Annotated in this window: 12 protein-coding genes and 3 pseudogenes; 9 read left to right on the plus strand and 6 right to left on the minus strand. The window is 63.6% G+C overall.

Annotated elements, in window-relative coordinates; all coding sequences use genetic code 11:
• Nucleotides 1–12: 12 nt before the first annotated feature.
• Nucleotides 13–2,403, minus strand: a complete 2,391-nt coding sequence (locus tag IPM20_14130) for a tetratricopeptide repeat protein (protein ID MBK9132751.1) — start codon at nt 2,401–2,403, stop codon at nt 13–15.
• Nucleotides 2,404–3,290: 887 nt separating this feature from the next.
• Here IPM20_14130 and IPM20_14135 point away from each other — a divergent pair.
• Nucleotides 3,291–5,372 carry a YjbH domain-containing protein gene (locus IPM20_14135; protein ID MBK9132752.1) on the plus strand — a complete coding sequence of 694 codons (2,082 nt, stop codon included), beginning with the start codon at nt 3,291–3,293 and terminating at the stop codon, nt 5,370–5,372.
• Between the two features lie 26 nt (nt 5,373–5,398).
• Here IPM20_14135 and IPM20_14140 read toward each other — a convergent pair whose 3' ends face one another.
• Nucleotides 5,399–6,616, minus strand: a complete 1,218-nt coding sequence (locus IPM20_14140) for a nucleotidyltransferase family protein (GenBank protein ID MBK9132753.1) — start codon at nt 6,614–6,616, stop codon at nt 5,399–5,401.
• A gap of 194 nt (nt 6,617–6,810) precedes the next feature.
• Between IPM20_14140 and IPM20_14145 the strand changes: the two genes are divergently transcribed.
• The 8 genes from IPM20_14145 (at nt 6,811) to IPM20_14180 (ending at nt 12,879) form a co-directional block, all read left to right on the plus strand.
• Nucleotides 6,811–7,071 (plus strand): PqqD family protein, encoded by a 261-nt coding sequence (locus tag IPM20_14145; GenBank protein MBK9132754.1) that lies wholly within the window; start codon nt 6,811–6,813, stop codon nt 7,069–7,071.
• A 62-nt stretch (nt 7,072–7,133) separates the two neighbouring features.
• On the plus strand, nt 7,134–7,331 hold the full coding sequence (locus IPM20_14150) for a hypothetical protein (GenBank protein MBK9132755.1): 198 nt from the start codon (nt 7,134–7,136) through the stop codon (nt 7,329–7,331).
• 134 nt (nt 7,332–7,465) lie between these two features.
• A complete protein-coding gene (locus IPM20_14155) occupies nt 7,466–8,203 on the plus strand; it encodes a hypothetical protein (GenBank protein MBK9132756.1) in 738 nt (245 codons plus the stop codon).
• A gap of 163 nt (nt 8,204–8,366) precedes the next feature.
• Nucleotides 8,367–9,998 (plus strand): SLBB domain-containing protein, encoded by a 1,632-nt coding sequence (locus tag IPM20_14160; protein MBK9132757.1) that lies wholly within the window; start codon nt 8,367–8,369, stop codon nt 9,996–9,998.
• A 35-nt stretch (nt 9,999–10,033) separates the two neighbouring features.
• Entirely contained in the window at nt 10,034–11,026 is a 993-nt protein-coding gene (locus tag IPM20_14165; GenBank protein ID MBK9132758.1) for an SLBB domain-containing protein, read from the plus strand.
• A gap of 59 nt (nt 11,027–11,085) precedes the next feature.
• Nucleotides 11,086–11,589: a hypothetical protein gene (locus IPM20_14170; GenBank protein ID MBK9132759.1), complete on the plus strand. Its 504-nt coding sequence runs from the start codon at nt 11,086–11,088 to the stop codon at nt 11,587–11,589.
• Between the two features lie 50 nt (nt 11,590–11,639).
• A complete protein-coding gene (locus tag IPM20_14175; protein MBK9132760.1) occupies nt 11,640–11,969 on the plus strand; it encodes a hypothetical protein in 330 nt (109 codons plus the stop codon).
• A 304-nt stretch (nt 11,970–12,273) separates the two neighbouring features.
• A complete protein-coding gene (locus IPM20_14180; GenBank protein MBK9132761.1) occupies nt 12,274–12,879 on the plus strand; it encodes a c-type cytochrome in 606 nt (201 codons plus the stop codon).
• Between the two features lie 215 nt (nt 12,880–13,094).
• Here the strand turns inward: IPM20_14180 and IPM20_14185 are convergent.
• The 4 genes and pseudogenes from IPM20_14185 to IPM20_14200 all read right to left on the minus strand — a co-directional run bounded on the left by IPM20_14185 (nt 13,095) and on the right by IPM20_14200 (nt 16,934).
• Nucleotides 13,095–14,076: pseudogene (locus IPM20_14185) on the minus strand (ABC transporter ATP-binding protein).
• A gap of 410 nt (nt 14,077–14,486) precedes the next feature.
• Nucleotides 14,487–15,346 (minus strand): annotated as a pseudogene (locus IPM20_14190) (ornithine carbamoyltransferase).
• 85 nt (nt 15,347–15,431) lie between these two features.
• Nucleotides 15,432–16,632, minus strand: a pseudogene (locus IPM20_14195) (aminotransferase class III-fold pyridoxal phosphate-dependent enzyme).
• Between the two features lie 143 nt (nt 16,633–16,775).
• Nucleotides 16,776–16,934, minus strand: coding sequence for a hypothetical protein (locus IPM20_14200; GenBank protein ID MBK9132762.1), 159 nt, complete (start codon nt 16,932–16,934; stop codon nt 16,776–16,778).
• Between the last annotated feature and the right edge of the window lie 37 nt (nt 16,935–16,971).

Consider the following 16,971-nt stretch of genomic DNA (forward strand, 5'->3'; position numbering starts at 1 on the left):
CAGGCGGGCGGTTTATTGCAGGGCGGGATCGGCGGGATTGATTTCGGCCAGGATTTTCAGGAATGCGGCGGCCCTGGACGAATGTTCGGATTTCGCGTGCAGCGCCGCCAGCAGCAGTAGTACGGAGCGGTTGCCGTGCGCGCGCGGGAACGCCTCCTCCAGTATTTCAATCGCCTTCCGGGTTTGCCCGGAATCATCCAGTGCCAGGGCATACAGATAGGAAAGCTCCGTGTCGCCGGTGGCCTTGAGACTTTGTCCGAGCAGCGCGAGCGCCTCGGATTTGCGCTGTTGTCTGACCAGCGAGAGTGCAAGTGACCGGCAAATTGCCGGGTTGTTCGGGTAGGAGGCCAGGCCTCCACGCAGAATTTTCTCCGCCTCGGACTCCCGGCCGGTGGCGCGGTAGAAGTCGGCGAAGTTGACAATGGCCGCAACAGACGCATGCCCGACATCGAGGGCCGAGCGATAGTACGCCTCGGCCTTGTCGAATTCACCCCGTTCGAAATACAGATTTCCAAAGTTGATACGCCCCTCCGGTCGATCCAGATTCACGCGGTAGCTGGACTCGAGTTCTTCGATTGCGGCATCGAGTTTGCGTCGGCTGGCGGCGTCCAGCAGCTCGGCGGGCGCCGCTGCGAGCAGGCGCGCCGCTTCCAGGCGTACGGCGAGCACGGGGTCGGTTAACAGGGGGCTCAACAGTTGAGCACGCGGTTCCGGTGCCGTACTCTGCAGGCCGCCTGCCGCGGCTCGTCGTACGAGCGGGTCGGGGTCTCGTAATCCCGCGCTGATCAGCCGCTGGGAAATTTCGCCGGGATAACGGCCGAGCAGCTCCAGTGCGCTGGCGCGAACGATGGCGGGATAGCCCGGATTTCCCGCCACATCGGCGAGGAGTTTCACCGCGCCCAATTTCCCGTCGCGCCCGGCGGCCAGCGCCTCGCCGTAATGCGGTTCGGGGCGGTATTCCGGGTGGGTGTTTCGGATGACCTCCACGGCCCAGGAGGGGGTTCTGTCCGGATGGCAACCATTGCACGCATTGGGTGTACCGATTTTTTCGGTGAGATCGGGGCGGGGTATGCGGAAGCTGTGATCCGCGCGCGGGTCGATCACCATGTATGTGGTCTTCGGCGCGTGGCAGTCGATGCACCGGCTGCCGGGGGTGCCGGGCGCGTGAAAGTGATGTTCCCGCCCGTCATAATTCTTTTTCTTCAATCCGCCGGCCTCGATCCCGGGGCGGGTCTTGGGGGTGGAATCGTTGTGACATTTCACGCACAAGGCGTTGCCTTCGGCTTGCAGCGTGGCTGTATGCGGGTTGTGGCAATCACTGCAGCGTAGTCCCTTCGCCGCCATTTTCGACTGAAGAAACGATCCATAGACGTAGACCTCGTCTTCGATCTGGCCGTCCGCGTAGTAAAGGGAGTCTTCGAGCAGCGCTGGCAGATGCGTGTCCATCAGTCGCTTGCCGTACTGATAGTCCGGGGCGATCACACTGCGGCGTGAATGACAGCGCGCGCAGGCCTCGATTTGAATCCGGCTATCGCTCGCCTTGAGATCCACCTGGAATCCTGTCTCCGCCGGATTCGCGGACCTGTTGCCCGTTGAGCCGGAACCGCCGCTCGCCCAGGCGACATGGGTCGAGGCCGGGCCATGACAGCCTTGGCAACCGATATTGACCTGAAAATAACTTGTTTCGTAGCGATCATGCGTATAGTCATAGTTTTTCTTCACGCCGGTGGAATGGCATTCGGCGCACATGAAGTTCCAGTTATGTGCGGGCTGGGTCCAGTGCAGTTCGTCCTGATGGTCTATTTTTTCGTCCGGGTATAGATGAAACCAGCGGCGGTTGACCGTATCCCACGCGACCGGCAGTGCCTGCAGGCGTCCGCCGGTGAACTCGACCAGATATTGCTGCAGCGGTGTAACTCCGAACGCGTATCGAACGCGGAAATCCCGGGGTTTCCCGTCCTCTCCCTCGGTGTTGACCAGGTAGGCTCCGTCACGGCGGAAGAGCCGCGTCGTCACGCCGCGCATGCGATAGCTGGCATCATTGAAATCACCGAGGACATTTCCTTCCTTGGCGTCCTGCATGGCGAGCGCATGTTGCGAGTTGCGCCATTCATCGTATTGCTGTTGATGGCAGGTCGCGCAGCCTGTCTCGCTGATGAATACCGGTGCTACCTGTGCCTTCGGGGTTACCGGCTCTGCAGGGAGTGCGGTAAGCGGCACGGGAATGGTGGTATCCGGACGCGGGATGTAGTACAGCGCGATCGCGGCCGCCACGAGCACCGCGGCCGCGATGTATATCCATAAGGCGTTCCGCTTGGGCTGGCGGGGGTTGTCCCCGTGCGTGGGGGATTGGATCGGTGAAGCGGTTTTTGCGCGCTGCGCGCGTTTCGATCGCCTAGCCATGGTGAGGCGGGTGGCGACGTTGCGAAGGTGAACGTGGTTTAACGCGGCCGCCCCGCGACGAGAAGGCATCTCGTGCCGGGGCTGGGTGGTGTCGGTGGCCCACACGGGGTGTGTGTCTGTTCATGAAGCGTTCGCTGTCCCCGGTTTGCCGGAATGAGGCTCGCTGGATGCTGATCGCGTATACCGGTACAAGGCGGAGATTCTACACGATAGGGATACCCCCGACTAATCCGCGCCCGCTCCGTCGGCGCGGGTGTTTGTTTGACGGCGTATGGCTCAGGTCCTAGAATTGGCCGATAAACGACGGTCTTGTCGGATAATCAAATTAACGCGGCGGTGGGGCCGTCCATTCCTTGGGGCGTGATATGAGACTTTCGGCAACTTGGCGATACGGCTGGTTTTGCATGGCACTGGCGCTACCGTTCGGCGGTTTCGCCGCGGAGGCTGATCAGGCACGGGGTTTCGCGCCGACGGAGGCCGGCCTCAATGGGACGGCGCGTCCGGTCCAACTCGCCGCGGCGATCGGTATCGTGAAGCCGGAATCTTCCGAGCCCGCCGTGCCGCCGGCTGAACCGCCCGCCGCAACTCCGCCGGCTCCCGCACCCCGGATCGAATCTGCCGCGGCGGAAGAGCCCGCGGAAGAAGCCGATGCCTCGGGGTCTTCCCGATCCAAGACCATTCTCATTGGTGCCGGAGTCGCTGCCCTCCTGGGGGCGCTTGCCGGTGGGGGTGGCGGAGGTGGCGGATCGAGTACGCCTGGACATTGACTCCCTCGGAAAGACCGCGTTCCTTTCATTGAATCTCGCCGTTTCCATCCATGTCCGGCGCATGGTGTGGGTGTTTTGCGCGTCGGGCAGCCTCTCATTGCCTAGCCATGGAAATCTCCAGTGGAGCAGGTCCAGGTGATAGAGAGGTTTCCGGCCCGGAAGCCCGGAGGCGAGAGTCCGCGGCGCTCGTGTGTGGCCGTGGCCGTTTTTCTGTTATCCGCCGTGACGGTCCGGGCGGAGCCGACACTGATCGGTCAGACCGGGCTGATTCAGATGCCCAGTGCGAGAATCGAGGATGACGGGATACTGCGCATGGGTGTCAGTACCTCGGATCCCTATTCCGCCATTTGGGCCAGCGTCAGTGTGTTGCCGATACTGGAAGTATCCGGCCGATACACGACGATAGACGCTGTCCCCGCGTTCGCGGGTCAGACGGATTCCGCGGACTACCGTGACAAGGCCTTCGACGCGAAGATGTTGCTGTTTCGCGAGTCGCGCCATGTGCCGGAACTGGCCATCGGGATACAGGACTATCTGGGCACTGAACTGTTTTCCGCGCGCTATCTCGTGATGAGCAAATCCCTGGGGGATGTCGATCTTACGCTCGGCTACGGCAATGAGCGGATTGACGGCTGGTTCGGGGGGCTGCGTTATCGTCCGGCCTGGGCCGGAGGTTTTGGGTTCGTGGCGGAATACGACGCCTACGATTACGCGCGCGATTTCTCTGCCGATCTCTCGGGCGCGGATGAGCGGGCGGGGGGAATGGCCTACGGACTGGAATATCGATATGGCTGGCTCGGGGGCCAGTTGTCCGCTCAGGACGGCGATGTTTCGGTCAATGCCTATGTGTCGGTTCCGCTGATGGCGCCGGAATTCGTGCCCAAGGTGGACGAGCCCGCTCCCTTTAGCGCTACGCGCGGGCAGGTCACGGCGGAGGAGTGGAGCAAGGATCCTACCCATCGGGCCGTGCTGCGGGACGATTTGCATCACGAGGGATTCGAGAACATACGTCTGAGTCTGTCCGGCCGCGCGCTGGAGGTGTGGCTGACACACGACCGGATTTCCGATCCGGGTCGCGCCATAGCGGTTGCTGCCCGGGTTATTTCTCTGGCCGGGCCGCGTGATGTGAGCTCGATCCGGATTGTCTACACCATCAATGACCTCCCGGGACTGACGTACGTTTACACGGATGCCGGGGTACTGCGGGACTATTTCAAGGGCGAGGTATCGGAATCCCGCCTGAAGGAATCGATCAGGATTTCCCGTTCCGGAACGCAGCCCGCGCTTGATCCTTCCGTCGGAGAACCGGGAATCGAGGAAGCCGGCGATACCTCACGCAGTCGGTTTTATTTTTCTCCGTTCAATTTGCGTTTTCTTCTCAATATCACGCGCGAGGATCCCGGTCAGCCGCTGCATTATGACGCTTACGCCTTTTTTGGCTGGCAATATCGCCTGAGTGACGGGTTTTTTATCGACTCTTCTGCCCGGTTGACTCTGTTCGAGGACATCAGCGAGGTTTCCGGGCTATCGAATAGCGTGCTGCCGCATGTGCGTAGCGATATTGCGGAGTATCGCGATGGGGGGCGTTTTACCCTGAATTCACTGATGTTGAACCGATATGTTTCTCTCCGCGAACGTTTGCATGGAAGGCTTTCCCTTGGTTATTACGAAGAGATGTTCGCGGGAACGGGCGGCCAGGTACTGTATTTCCCCGGGCGTGGTAACTGGGCGGTCGATTTGACCGCCGACTGGTTGCGGCAGCGCGAGCCGGGCGAAAGTTTCGGATTCTCGGATTATTCGGTGATGACGGTGCTGGGCGCGGGGCATGTCCGCTGGCCGAAATATGGATTGACGGCGACTGTGAGGGTGGGGCGATTTCTGGCCATGGATGATGGCGTTCGCTATGAAATCACGCGACGATTCCGGTCCGGCGTGGAGATCGGGGCATGGTATACCGTTACGAACGGGCACGATATCACCTCTCCCGGCAGTCCTGATGATCCTTATCGCGATAAGGGGGTGTTCGTTTCGATTCCGCTCAGTTCGATGCTGACGCAGGATACGCGTGAGCGCGCCTCGCTGGCGCTTGCCCCATGGACCCGGGATGTCGGACAGATGGTGGTGTCGCCCGGTGATCTGTACAGGCAATTCGAGGATTCCACCCTGGCATATACGAGAGACCGCAAGGGCGCATCGTATTGACGAGGCCTGAGCCTGGCGGTTGTGGTTTACCTGCCTCTGCGTCCCAACAGGGGTTTCAGCAGAAACTTTCCGAGTATCCAGAGCGGTCTGGAAAAATAGTAAATCGCGGCGGACATCGGTTTCTGTCTCAGGCGCGCCCGGTTTTCCTCGTTCGGCTCCATGGCCACGCTATAGCGGAATTTCAGGCGGTCGAAAATTCCGTCGATCAATGCCTCGTGGTATCTGACGGGTGAATCGAAGTAATAGAGACGGTGCCCGCTCTTGTTTATGACGATGCCGTCCTCGATATCCTGTTCGAACAGTTGCCTCAGCAGTTCCCGTTCGGCCTTCTCGCAATCCGGTTCGCGGCGTAACTCCCGTTTTATCCGCGCGGGCAACGGGATTTCGTACAGTGTTTCGACGACTGCCAGCGCCACCGTGACGGCGCGCCGGCATTTCAGTTCACGCGCGCGATCGAGCAGGGATTGCCAGTCCAGCGGGATGCCGCCGCTCAGGAATTCGGCGATATCGCGATAGGGATATAGCAGTTGGTTCCAGAATTCCTTGATGGCGTTGGTGCACAGGATGATGAAGACGTCTTCCATGGCGAAAGACGGAATATTCACGCCGCCGACCGCGACGTTCGTGATCCGTTCCATGATCTTGTCGGCCCTGATGTCCAGTTCCAGCGGCGGGATGCCCCAGTGCAGATCGATCTGCAGATGGCGTTCCTCGTGCCACAATCCGGACTGCAGACACAACAGTTCCACCTTGTCGCTCAGCGTCTGGTGAAAACCCTGCGAGAGAAACAGATCCTTCGCGCGGGGATAGTCCCGTTCCCTCACCAGCAGGTCGACGTCTCCACTCTTGCGGATGGCGAGATTTCGGTAGGCGAGCTGGTTGACCAGCAATCCCTTGAAGACGGCGCAGTCGATGCCGTGAGATTTCAATTCTCGCACCGTTGACAGCAGTTCCCGCAGCAGGCCGAGATTGGATTGGGTGGTCGCGATTGAAAGTTGTTTAAGTCGATCGAGGATCTCGCCGGGTACCTCATGAGTGAAATGTTGTTTCAGGTTCGGATAGATGAGGCTGCCTACGCCATGCTCCCGGGCGAGTCGTTCGACCTCGTGCCAGTCCACACCCGCGGCGAGATCCCGCGCCCGGGCGATTTCGTCCGGAGCCATCGCCGAGCGAGCGCAGACGAGTAGCAGCCCTTCTTCCGCGGGCAGTTGCTTTACATAGGGGCTGAGGCTTGACTTGGACATGGTCCAGTTTGTGTGCGGGTATAAAAAATATAGTTAAATTATTTAGTTAGGTGGATTTCAGGTGTGCCGGCGGTCGGCCGGGCGATGTTTTCGTGCGTGCTGGGACGGCGCTGTACTGGCCCTGGGTCTCCGGTCGCCGATTGTTGTTTTCCCCCTGCTTTAGTAGACTGAAAGCGGTTTTCTCGGGGGAGAGGATGCAGTACAGCAAACGTGAAAACTTAACGGTTCAATCGGTTGATGAAGAAACTCTGATTCTGGATCTGGATAGCAATCATATACACCAGCTAAATCCCACGGCAAGTTTCATCTGGGAGTTGTGCGACGGGAGCATGTCGGTTGATAGATTGGCGGAGCTGTTTGCCGAGAACTATGGAATCGACGGAGAATCGGCGCGAATGGATGTGGAGAATGTTATCAGGCAGTTGCTCGAGCTAGGGTTGATCAAGACAGGTTGAGGTAAGTGGTCAGGGAAAACGGTGTGCAGGACGCGGTAAAGGCAATTTCGGAGGATTTGAAAATGAGTGATGTGCAAAACAGTTCCCGGCGTGATTTTCTGAAGAAGTCCGCCTATGTGGTTCCGGTCATCATGACGATGTCGGCTACGCCCGCGCTGGCTGGCCAGGGATCGCACCACAAGGATTACGACAAGAAGAAGCGCAAGAAGAAAGACAAGTATCACAGCAAGAAGAGCCACAAGAAGAGCAAGAGACACTAAGAGCCCTTCTTTTCGCTTGGTGTCTCGCCTGACTCGGACGAACCCGCTCTGATTTCTTGAAGATACTGAGCCTGCGCGTTTTGGACGTCGGAATAAGGGTCCGCTGTGCGGACCCTTATTCTTATGGTTTGTTGTTGAAGGGTTACAGCGCCTTTGTCTCCGGGTCGATACCCGATCCCGCTCTCGAATACACCGTTCATCCCCTGGAGCCCTCCGGTTTCGATCTCCTTTTCGCCGGCGAACTCGCGCAGACGGCGGAGGACGAGTACGATCTGCTCTACTATTTCGAGAAGCACATGACCATGGAGGTCCAGAAGCTGCGGCAGGACCTCCTGTTCATGCACGCGGCGGCGCTGGAATACGACGGCCGCGTACTGTTGCTGGTCGCGCCCTCCGGCAGCGGCAAATCGACCACCACCTGGGCGCTGATCAACAGCGGATTCCGCTACCTGAGCGATGAGCTCGCCCCGATTCATACCGAAACCCTGCGGGTGCATCCCTATCCCCACGCGCTGTGCCTGAAGGCGGAGCCTCCCGAACCCTTCGGGCTGCCCGGCGAGACCCTGCGCACCTCTTACACCCTGCATGTGCCGGTGGAGAGCTTCTCGGGCGACTGCGGCCGGGAGCCCGCCCCGCTCGCGGCGATATTCTTCCTGCGCTACGACCCGGAGATCGGCGAGCCGCAGGTGAGGCCGATCTCCAAGGGTGAAGCCGGCGCCCGGATCTACAGCAATGCCCTGAACCTGCTGGCCCATGCCCGCTACGGACTGGATGCGGCGGTGAAAGTGGCGGGCCACAGCCTGTGCCTGGAGCTCGTCACCAGCGATCTGCGCAAGACCTGCGACTTGATAAAATCCACGCTGCGGAACTGACGCGGTCCCGCCGCGGGGACCGTGGTCTCTTGCCCGACGTCCGGATCTGGTATTGTGGCGCGGTAGCCCGGAAGTGTCCGCCCGCGCGCGCCGTCCGATTGAGCGCAGGGATGATGCTGCGCGAGATCGGGAACGGCGCCATGAGCGATGCCATGAGGATGAAATGATCGATCGACGGTTGTGCGCGCGCCTGCTGGCCGCCATCGTGCTGTGCCTGTCCGCCGCACTGGCGCCGGCGGCCGGCTCGCTGCCGGGTGCGGACCAGCTGAGGCAGCAGTTCGAACAGCTCTCGCCCGAGCAGCGCCAGGCGGCGGCGCGCGCCCTCGGGGTGTCGTCCGCGCCGGTGGCCGTATCGCCGCCGCCGGTGGAGGAGGCCCGGCCGGCGGCCGTGACGTCATCCGATGCCGCCCCGCCCCCGCGCGCCGCCGATGCGCCCCGGTCCCTGCGCGCGGGGGATACCCTCCTGCTCACGCTGCGCCATCCGCTCGCGGCGGAGGCGGGGCTCGCCGCCGAGAAGAAACTCTACCGGCTGGATCAGGCGGGGGCCATCGTGCTGCCGGATACCGGCCGCCTCGTTCTCGCGGGCCTGAGTGAGCGGGAGGCGGTCGAGCGGCTGTCGGTCGAGCCCGGGCTCGCGGGGCGCGTGATCGCGGTGCAACTGCTGCCGATCGATCCCGAGCTGAGGCTGTTCGGGCTGGATCTGTTCAGCGGCGTGCCGACCACCTTTTCTCCGGCGGTCAATATCCCGGTTTCCGCCGACTACCTGATCGGGCCGGGCGACAGCGTGATCGTTCAGCTGTTCGGCAAGGAGAACAACCAGTATGAGTTGACCGTGACCCGGGATGGCACGCTGCTGTTTCCCGGCATCGGCCCGTTGTCGGTCGCCGGGCTCACCTTTTCGCGCCTGCAGGACGAGATCCAGACCCGCGTGCAGCGTCAGCTCAGCGGGGTGACCGCGTCGGTCACCCTGGGCCGTATCCGCTCCATCCGTGTCTTCGTGCTGGGCGACGCGCGGACGCCCGGCTCGTACGTGGTCAGCGGGATGTCCACCCTGACCAACGCCCTGCTCGTGAGCGGCGGCGTCACCCCGGTCGGCAGCCTGCGCGAGATCCAGCTCAAGCGGGAGGGAAGGCCCGTCTCCCGGCTGGATCTATATGATCTGCTGCTGCGCGGTGACACCCGCGGCGACGCGCGCCTGCTGCCGGGCGATGTGATCTTCGTGCCGCCGAGCGGCAGGCAGGTCGGCATCGCGGGACAGGTGCGCCGTCCGGCCATCTATGAGCTCAAGGACGAGAAGACCGTCGAGGACCTGATCGGGCTCGCGGGCGGGCTGCTGCCGGAGGCCTTCCCGCGCAAGGCCCGGATCGAGCGCATCGGGGACGACCACGAGCGCGTCCTGCTCGACATCGACCTGACGCGTGCGGAGCAAAGGCGGACCGAGCTGCGTGACGGGGACGTGGTCCGGGTCGATTCCGTGCTGGAGCGGCTCACCGGCGCCGTCACGCTGTCGGGTCACGTCAACCGGGCGGGCGATTACCAGTGGTCCTCCGGCATGCGCCTGACGGACCTCATCCCGGCGCTGACCGACCTGCCGCCCAGGGCGGATGCGCGCTATCTCCTGATCACGCGCCATGACCCGGTCAGCCGGGACACCGAGTTCCTCGACGCCGATCTCGCCGCGGCCCTGAGCGGCGCGGAGGCGGCGCGAAATCCCGAATTGCAGCGGGGGACGAGATCCGCGTCTTTGCCCTCGACGAGGACCGCGCCGCCACGATCCGGCCGCTGCTGGCGCTGAGCGAGGCGCAGTCCTCGCCCGGCCGTCCGTTGCACATGGTCGGCATCGACGGCACGGTGCATCACCCGGGGCAGTATCCCCTCTCGCCCGGCATGCGGGTGAGCGATCTGCTGCGCGCGGCGGGCGGGCTCACGGATCGCGCCTACACGCTCGCGCTGGAGCTGACCCGGCACGATGTCGTCGCGGGTGACCGCCGCGAGATGTCGCGCCACGACATCGATCTCGCCGCGGTGCTGGGGGGATCGGCCGCCGCCGACATGACGCTGGCGGCCTACGATCAGGTGATCGTGCGGCGCATCCCGCGCTGGGACGAGGCCGGCAGCATCGAGCTCAGGGGGGAGGTGCGCTTCCCGGGCAACTATCCGGTGGCGCGCGGCGACAAGCTGTCCGAGGTCATCCGCCGCGCGGGCGGGCTGACGGCGGAGGCGTATCCGCACGCCGCGGTCTTTCTGCGCGAATCGGTGCGCCAGCGCGAGCAGGATTCCCTCGACCAGCTCGCGCTCCGTCTCGAACACGAGCTGGCCAACATGAAGCCGGACGAGGGCGAGGTGGCGGTCGTCGAGGGCGGGCTGTTGCTCAAGCAACTCCACGCCGCGCACGCGACCGGGCGCGTGGTGATTGATCTCGAGCAGTTGTTGCGGAAAGAGGATTACGACATCACCGTCAACGTCGGCGATCGGCTGTACATCCCGCAGAAGCCCGAGGAAGTCACCGTGATCGGCGAAGTGTACAACCCGACGTCGCATCTTTATAATTCAAAGCTCGGTCGTGACGACTATGTCCGTCTCAGCGGAAACGTGACCGAAAGCGGGAATGAAAAGGCGATCTACGTCATCCACGCGGATGGGTCGGTGAGCCCGGATCCCGGCTGGTTCGACGGCAAGATCGTCATGGGGCCGGGTGATACGGTCGTGGTGCCCATGAAGCTCGAGCGGCTCAGCAAGCTCAAGCTGATCACAAGCGTCAGTCAGATCCTGTATCAGCTCGCTCTCACTGCGGCCAGCCTCGACGTCGTCGGCGTGTTCTGAGCCTCTGACCGTCTCTACGCTGGCATCATGGGTCGGCGGTACTTTCTGGACGCGGCTTGATGGACGACAAAACCCGCCAGCGCTATCCGGCGCCGAATTTCTACCGCGAGGAAGACGAGGAGGTCGACCTCGTCGATGTCTGGCGCACGCTCGTTGCCGGACGCACCCTGATCGCTGTCCTGACCTTTCTCTCCGTCGCGGCGGTGGCGGCCTTCGCCTTCCTGGCGACGCCGGTCTACCGCGCCGAAACCCTGCTCGTTCCGGTCGAGAACTCGGACAAGACGACCAGCCCCCTGCTGCAACTCGGCGCGCTGGAGAGCCTCGCCGGGATCGGCACCGCCGGCGCCTCGGCCGAGGCGCTGGCGGCGCTGAGCTCGCGCGTATTCACCGACGCCTTCATCCGCGAAGAGAAGCTGATGCCCGTGCTCTTCTCCGAACGCTGGGACGGCGCGCGCGGGACCTGGAAGACGGACGCGGAGATCCGACGGCGGGACGCCTATCAGACGTTCAACCGCAAGGTGCGTTTCGTCAGCAAGGACGTCAAGACCGGACTGGTGACCTGACGATCGAGTGGCGTGATCCGGACCTGGCGGCGCAATGGGCCAACCGCCTGGTGCAGAGGATCAACGCCGAGCGGCGCGCGGAGGCGATCCGGGAGGCGGAGACCAGCATCACCTACCTGAAGGAGCAACTCGCCGAGACCAGCCTGGTCGAGATGCAGCAGGCGATCTATCAGTTGATCGAGGCGAAGATCAAGAAGATCATGGTGGCGAAATCGCTCGATGAATACGCCTTCAAGGTAATCGATCCGGCCGTGCCCCCGCAGGAGATCTCCTCTCCCCGGCGCGCCCCGCTCATCCTCCTCGGGCTCCTGTTCGGCCTGATTGTGTCGGCGCTGGTGGTGCTCGTACGCGCTAGGATCTCCGCCCGGGCCCCGGCATGAAGTGCCCGACCGCAAGCTACTGACCCGGAATATGTTTGGCCCTGGCGACCGCGTATGCCCCGGGCCTCCGGCGCGCGCCGGGCGGCGGTCGCGTGTCCGGTCCGACAATGACTTTTCATGGGAAATGATTGTGTTATCCTTGTAAGCTCTCGGAGGGTCCTATTCTCGTCAAGGGCTATGCCAGAAGTGTCCCGACAGAGGATACCGGTCCAATAATCTATAAAAACAGGCGGGTAAAATTATGGAATTGGATTTCATGGCCAAGATGCGCGTTGTGTTCAGCGGGGTATTAGCGGGTGCGGTGATGTCGATCGGCTCTGGAAACGCGTTCGCCGCGTTCGAGGGCGGGGATGCCGCCGCGGGTGAGGCCAAGGCCGCACTCTGTGCGGGTTGCCACGGGGGTGACGGCAACAGCCCCGCCGCCGACTTCCCGCGTCTGGCGGGGCAGTATGAGGGCTATATCGTCAAACAGGTCCGGGATTTCCAGAGCGGCCTGCGCGCGAATAACGACACCATGGCCGGCATGGCGGCGACGGTGGCCAGCGTGGAAGATGCCAAGGATATCGCCGCTTTCTTCGCCAGCAAGAAGATGGCGAAGGACCCCCTGATGCCGGTCAATGCCGACCTGATGAAGAAGGGAGAGAAGCTGTTCAACGAGGGCAATATGCAATCCGGCGTCTATGGCTGCGTCCACTGTCACGGTGAGCGCGGCAAGGGCAAGGCCGCCAACATCACGCAGTTTCCGCGCATCGGCGGTCAGCATCGCGATTACATCACCAAGCAGCTGAACGATTTCCGCGCCGGCACCCGCAAGAACGATCCCGGCGGCATGATGGCGGACATCGCCAAGAAGCTCTCCGACGACGAAGTGAAGGCGGTGTCGGAGTACCTCTCCGCGCAGCTGCCCTGAAGGTTTGATATGCCCCGGGCCGGCATCGCGCCGGCCCGGGAATGTTCCGGTCGATTCCCGGATTCCACTGCGCCATATCCGGGCTACCACGCGTTCTCGTAGGTTGGGCTGAACGCAGTGAAGCCCAACGAATAACGAGCCGATTTCCGACGATGTCGGGCTTCGCTTTTGCTCAACCCAACCTACGTCCCCCGATCAGCCTTGCCGTCCCGCCGTCACTCGGCGGCGAACGCGACCACGTGTTCGGCGCACACCCGCAGCCGTACCTGTTCACCGACCGCGTGGTCGCGGTGACTGGGAAACAGTGACAGCACGTTGATCCCGGTGGCCAGCTTCAGGGTGTAGAGTATCTCCGCCCCCTTGAACGCCTTCTGGACGATCTCGGCCCGCAGTTCGCCCTCGGGGTCGGGGACGATGTCGTCCGGACGCAGCAGGACGTCGACCGCGGTGCCCACGGGCCAGGGGTAGGCCTGCCGTCCCCGCAGCGCTCGAAGCCGGTCTGGACGGCGTTCGCCGCCGTCAGCATGCCCTTCACGAAGACGCCATTGCCGATGAATCCCGCGACGAAGCGGTTCGCCGGCTGATGATAAAGATTGAACGGCGTGTCCCACTGATGAGGCGCCCATCCTTCGCGATGCCGACCCGGTCGCCGAGCGCGAGCCCTCCTGCTGGTGTTGCGTCACCAGCAGGGCCGTTTGTGGCGGGACCTGAGCAGCTCGCCGACCTCCTTTCCGAGCCGTTCGCGCAGCTCGACGGTCGAGGTTGGAGAACGGTTCGTCCAGCAGGATCAGATCCGGGGACGGCGCGCCCGCGCCAGCGCGACGCGTTGCTGTTGCCCGCCAGAGTTCGTGCGGGTAGCGCCGTTCAACACCGGACAGGCCGATGACCTCAGCAGCTCGCCGGCGATCCTGCGCTGTTCCGCCTTGCTCCGGCCGCGCAGGCCGAAGATCACATTGTCGTGGACGTTGAGGTGCGGGGAACAGGGCGCAGTCCGGAACACCATGCCGAGTCGCCGCTTCTCCGGGGCCGTCAGGCGTCCCGGGCGGGAGACGACGGCGCCCTTCAGGGGTGATCTCGCCGCGCTGGACCGGCCTGAAGCCGGCGATGGCGCGGAAGCACGGTCGTCTTGCCGCAGCCGCTAGGGCCGAGCAGGCAGGCGATGTCGCCGCGTTCGATGGCTAGGGTCAGCCCGTCGATGACGGCATGATCGCCGTAGCGGCACGCAGGTCCGTGATTTCCAGTTGCCGCGGCATCGGTTCAGGATAATCCGGTTGCGGATGGAATCCGGGGCATGGAAATGAGCGGTCATGTTGTGGGAGAATCCGCCTGCAGCTTCTCGTGTTGGGCTTCACGTTGTCAGCCCAACCTGCATAACTGTGCTTCGGTGATCAATCCGTAGGGTGGGCACGGTATTTTTTGTGCCCACCGAATGCATGACCTGTTTCCGCGTGGGCGCAGACACCGTGCCGCCCTACGTGAATCAGCACGGCTCCACCACCAGTCTAGTGACCGGCGTATCGGGCTTCATTGTCGTAGCCCGGATGAAGCGCAGCGGAATCCGGGGATAATCTGCTCCCGGATTCCGGCGCTGTGCGCCTCCATCCGGGCTACGAGAACACGGCACCGTGCCCAACCACGCGTGATTCAGACCGGCTTGCCAGCAGAAATTCGAGCAGTGCCTTCTGGGCATGCAGGCGGTTTTCCGCCTCGTCCCAGGCCACGCTCCGGGGTCCGTCCATGACCTCGGCGCTGACCTCCTCGCCGCGGTGCGCCGGCAGGCAGTGCATGAACAGCGCGTCGGGGCGCGCGCGCCGCATCACGGCGGCGTTCACTTTGGAAGGACGCGAAGGCCTGCTCGCTGTTGGGCCTCTTCTTCCTGGCCCATGCTGGCCCAGACGTCGGTGACGACGAGATCGGCGCCGTCCGCCGCCGCCACGGTCCGTCCGTGGCCGGACGATGGCCGCGTTGTCGCGGTCGTCCAGGATGGTCGGGTCGTAGCCTTCCGGGCGGCGATGCGCAGCTGGAAACCGAAAGCGGCGCGCGGCATGGATGTAGTAGGCACATATTGTTGCCGTCCCGATCCAGGCCACGGACTTGCTGCGGATGTCGCCGCAGCTCGAAGAAGGTCTGCATGCCGCCAGCATTGGCGGGGGGGATGCAGACCTGACAGGCCTTGATGACCGGGACGCGCAAATGCGCGGCAGAGCGCTGCTGCATCTCCTGGGTATTGGTGCGCAACGCCAGGTGGCATCCACCATTTGCGTGACAGCACGCGCGCCGTGTCCTCTCCACCGGTTCGCCGCGTCCGAGCTGGGTGTCCGCAGGGACAGGAAGATGGCGCCGCCCGCCGGGAACATGGATCATCGCGGTCTCGAAAAGAGACCGGGACGCGCGCGTCGAGGATTTCGCGAACGCCATGCCGAGCACGCGATTCTTGAGCGGTTCGTAGATCGCCGCGGTACTGCATCGCCCTGAGTTCGCGCGCGTCGCCGGATCAGGCCAGCAGTTGCGCAGGTCAGGTCGAAACGGCGTGAGGAAATGACGGGGCAGGGTCATGCGCGTGTGGACGCGATCCAGGCGGCGCGCGCCGCGTCTTCCCGGACAGACGCCGATACGGAGACGATCTCGTCCGCCTCACAGCAATGCCTGATGATGAGCGGCGGCGGCAGGCAGATCACCTTCTCCGGCACGCTGAACAGGATGCCGCGCTCAGGCCGATCGCCGGCAGGTGGGGTCGACGGCGCGTGAGTTCGATGCCAGACATCCAGTCGCAGCCGCGGACGTCCGCGACGAAGTTCGCAGCGGCCAGTGTCGCGCAGACCGTCGAGCAGGCGTTGCCCGGGGCTCGCCGCGCGTTGGTGTTCCGGCGCTCGGTGCGCATGGTCGGGGAACACCGCCACCCGGGCGCTGCAGGCGAGCGGGTTGCCGCCGAAGGTGGAGCCATGATTCCCCGGCTGGTAGACGTCGGCCGCGGCGCCGCGCGCCAGGCAGGCCCCGATCGGCACGCCGTTGGCGAGGCCCTTTGCCACCGCGATGACGTCCGGGTACAGAGCGTGGTGCTGGTAGGCGAACCAGCGTCCCGTGCGCCCCATGCCGGTCTGGATCTCGTCGAGCATCGTAAGCCGTGCCGGGTGCTTTACAGCTCGCCGGATGTGTTACGCGAGTTAATCGTCAGCGGGGTCGTGATGCCGCCCTCGCCCTGGATCGGCTCGACCAGCACGGCGACCGCCTGCAGCGCGTTGCGCTACCACCGCGTACGGGGCCTCGACGATCGTTGCTTTAGGGCACGCGGATGAAGCCCTGCACCCGCGGCGGCGTAATCCGGCCTGCACCTTGCGGTTTTCCAGTGGCGGAGAGGGTAGCCATGATTGCGCCCGTGGAAGCTCTTTCACCGACGATGATCGCCGGGCTGCGCAATCTGGCGGCGATGACCGTAGAGGCGGGCCAGCTTGATGGCAGCCTCACGACGGTTTCCGCGCCGGAATTGCAGAAAGAAAGACGCGATCCCGTGCCGGCGACCTGCGGTCAGCGCGTCGGCCAGCCATTCCTGTAGTGCCACGCCGTACGGGTTGGAGGTGTGGATCAGGCGGCCCGCCTGCTCGCCCAGCGCCGCGCTCACGGCGAGGTGCGCATGACCAGGAAGCCGCACGGCGATGCCGCTCGGCGCGTCAGATACTTGTTGCCCCGGGTATCCCACAACCAGGCCCCTTCGCCGCGTTTCGAAGGTGACCGGGAGTCGGGTAAGGTACTCATCAGATGATCCACCTGGATGCGCCCGTGCCTGGTTCGTTGATCGAAAGCCGCGCGTGGGTCGCGGCCCGGCGTGGCCGCTGCGCGCGCGAGGAAACCGCCAATTATGCCGATTTTCCCCGCGCGCAAACCGCGCAGTTAAGCATTCAGGCGCGCGCCCGCGCGCTGATCTTCGCCACCATGCGCCCGATCGACGGTCCGCCGCCCAGGGCGGCGATCTCATCGAAGGCCGAACCAAGCGCACCGCGTTCGGCTCCGGGAGACCTCGGGGCTGCGCCGGCCTCGGCCTCGAGCGGGAAGCGCACGTCAGGATGCGGGTGGGCAGCCTCCGCGCCGCGCGCC

The sequence above is a fragment of the Gammaproteobacteria bacterium genome, from assembly GCA_016716465.1.
In the GTDB taxonomy this organism is placed as follows: Bacteria; Pseudomonadota; Gammaproteobacteria; order SZUA-140; family SZUA-140; genus JADJWH01.

Excerpts from the sequence above, each read along its gene's own strand:
- IPM20_14180 (MBK9132761.1), top strand. The coding sequence starts at position 12,274 with ATGTCGATCGGCTCTGGAAACGCGTTCGCCGCGTTCGAGGGCGGGGAT.
- IPM20_14165 (MBK9132758.1), top strand. The coding sequence starts at position 10,034 with ATGGTCGGCATCGACGGCACGGTGCATCACCCGGGGCAGTATCCCCTC.
- IPM20_14140 (MBK9132753.1), bottom strand. The coding sequence starts at position 6,616 with ATGTCCAAGTCAAGCCTCAGCCCCTATGTAAAGCAACTGCCCGCGGAA.
- IPM20_14150 (MBK9132755.1), top strand. The coding sequence starts at position 7,134 with ATGAGTGATGTGCAAAACAGTTCCCGGCGTGATTTTCTGAAGAAGTCC.
- IPM20_14170 (MBK9132759.1), top strand. The coding sequence starts at position 11,086 with ATGGACGACAAAACCCGCCAGCGCTATCCGGCGCCGAATTTCTACCGC.
- IPM20_14160 (MBK9132757.1), top strand. The coding sequence starts at position 8,367 with ATGATCGATCGACGGTTGTGCGCGCGCCTGCTGGCCGCCATCGTGCTG.
- IPM20_14145 (MBK9132754.1), top strand. The coding sequence starts at position 6,811 with ATGCAGTACAGCAAACGTGAAAACTTAACGGTTCAATCGGTTGATGAA.
- IPM20_14130 (MBK9132751.1), bottom strand. The coding sequence starts at position 2,403 with ATGGCTAGGCGATCGAAACGCGCGCAGCGCGCAAAAACCGCTTCACCG.